The 2,481-nt window shown below is 71.3% G+C and carries 2 protein-coding genes; one reads left to right on the top strand and one right to left on the bottom strand.

Annotated features, from left to right (window positions below; translation table 11 throughout):
• Positions 1 to 1,379 (top strand): M1 family metallopeptidase (locus F8279_RS29550; protein WP_151501699.1); only part of this gene is annotated, 1,379 nt, incomplete at its 5' end.
• A 45-nt stretch (positions 1,380 to 1,424) separates the two neighbouring features.
• Here F8279_RS29550 and F8279_RS29545 read toward each other — a convergent pair.
• Positions 1,425 to 2,481: chitinase (locus tag F8279_RS29545; RefSeq protein WP_151501698.1), on the bottom strand; the 1,057-nt coding region annotated here is incomplete at its 5' end.

Raw genomic sequence — 2,481 nt, 5'->3', positions numbered from 1 at the left:
CCCCGCCGAGCCCGAGCGCGCCCGCCGTCGACTACGCCGCCTGGCAGGCGGGGCGGTCGACGCCGGTGGCCGACCCGGTCTATCCGGCCCGGGGCACGAACGCGCTGGACGTCCTGCACTACGACCTCGCGCTGGAGTGGGCGCCGTCGACCACCACCCTCACCGGCACCGCCACGCTGCGGGTCCGGCCGGTGAAGGACGCGCCGAGTCTGGTCCTCGACTTCATGCCCTACCAGCTCGACAGCGTCACGCTGGACGGCGCGACGGTTCCCGGCGCGGTGGCGAAGGAGAAGCTGACGGTGTCCGCCCCGGTCGTGGCGGACAAGCCGGTGACCCTGGTGGTCACCTACCACGGCCGGCCGAAGACGACCCCGATGCCGTCGCACCGCAAGGACACCGAGGCCCTGGGCCTCACCGTCACCAAGGAGGGCGGCCTCTGGACCATGCAGGAGCCGTTCGGGGCGTTCACCTGGTACCCGGCGAACGACCAGCCGTCGGACGAGGCCCTCTACGACATCCGGGTGACGGTGCCGGCGGGCTGGTCCGCGATCGCCGGCGGCACGCCCGCCGGTCAGTCCGGCACCACGTTCAGCTACCGCAGCACCGACCCGGTCGCGACCTACCTGACCACGCTCGCGGTGGGGAAGTACCAGAAGCTGACCGCGGCGGGGCCGCGCGGTGTGCCGCTGACCTACTGGTACCGCAAGGGCGCGGACGACAAGCTGCTGCCGTACCTGAAGAAGTCCCCGCAGTACCTGACCTGGCTGGAGAAGAAGTTCGGCCCGTACCCGTTCCCCTCCGGCGGCGTCGTGGTGGTGGACTCGGCGTCTGGCATGGAGACCCAGCAGATGATCACGATGGGCCGGAAGATCGAGAACACCGCGGCCCGCCGGGACCGCTGGGGCAGCGACCTGATGCACGAGTACGCCCACCAGTGGTTCGGCAACTCGGTCACGCCCACCACCTGGCGGGACCTGTGGTTGAACGAGGGTTGGGCGACGTACATCCAGGACCTGTACACCAAGGAGACGCAGAAGCTCAGCGAGGCCAGCCTGGACCGTTACCTCCGCGAGGGTGACGCGGTCCTGCGCAAGAAGCTGGGCCCGCCCGGCCGGCCCGACCCGAAGCGGTTCGCCGAGGGCAACGTCTACCTGTGCCCGGCGGCGATGCTGCGCGAGATTCACCGGACGGTCGGCGACAAGGCGTTCTTCGCGCTGGCCCGCGCCTGGGTCCAGGAGCAGCGCAACACGCCGCAGGACCGGGCCTCGTTCATCGCCTTCGTCAACAAGCAGACCGGCCGGGACTTCACCGCGCTGATCAACGCCTGGCTGGACTCGCCGACCACGCCGAAGAAGATCACCCCGAAGAAGATCGGCTGACCCGGCGCGGGGCCCCGCCCGTCCGGCGGGGCCCCGCGCCGCGTCTCAGCGGCCCTGGAGCGAGCGGACGTTGTCGCCGAACGTCCAGCCCTTCGACCCGTCCCAGTTGACCGACCAGGTCATCAGGCCCTTCAGGCGTCCCTGGTAGGTGTTCCACGCCTGAGCCACCAGTGCCGGGCTCATGTAGCCGCCGCCGGCGCCGACCTGCGCGGGCAGCCCGGGGACCTGCCGGTCCAGCGGTACGCGGACGGTGGTGCCCTGCACGACCAGGCCGGCGTCGAGGCAGTTGGTCTGCGCGACGAAACCGGCCACTGTGCCGGCCGGGTACGAGTCACCGGCGCAGCCGTACATCGAGCCGTTGTAGTACTGCATGTTCAGCCACCACAGTCGCCCGTTGTCGGCGTACTTCTTGACGATCGGCAGGTACGCGCCCCAGATCGAGCCGTAGGTGACGCTGCCGCCGGTGACGTACGCGGTCTCCGGCGCCATGGTGAGCCCGAAGCCGGCCGGCATCTGGGCCAGCACCCCGTCGATGATCCGGATCAGGTTGGCCTGCGACGGGGAGAGCTGGTTGATGTTCCCGCTGCCGGTCAGGCCGGTCTCGATGTCGATGTCGATGCCGTCGAAGTTGTGCCGCTTGAGGATCGGCACCACGGTGGCGACGAACCGGTCGGCGACCGCGCTGGAGCTGAGGTCGATCCCGGCGGTGGCGCCGCCGATGGACAGCAGCACGGTCAGCCCGGCGGCCTTGGCCTGGCACACCTGCGCGGGGGTGGGCACCTTGACGCCGGCGTCCATGCCGTCCTCCCAGAGCACTGTCCCGTCGGCGCGGATGACCGGGAACGCGGCGGTCACCACGTTGTAGCCGTGCCCGGTGATCCGGGAGTCGGTGATCGGGATCCAGCCGAGTCCGGGGTGCACGCCGTTCGCGGCGCCGTCCCAGTTCTCCCAGTAGCCCTGGAGCACCTTGCCGGCCGGCCGGGACCGCAGCGCGCAGGTGTCACCGCCCGGCGTGGTCGGGCTCGGCGAGGCGGTCGGCGTCCGGGTGGGCGAGGGCGTGGGCGTCGGCGCCGGCGTGGGGGCAGGCGTCGGGGTGGGGCAG

The sequence above is a fragment of the Micromonospora sp. AMSO1212t genome, assembly GCF_008868145.1.
In the GTDB taxonomy this organism is placed as follows: Bacteria; Actinomycetota; Actinomycetes; order Mycobacteriales; family Micromonosporaceae; genus Micromonospora; species Micromonospora tulbaghiae.
This window is presented reverse-complemented; position numbering and strand designations above follow the sequence as displayed.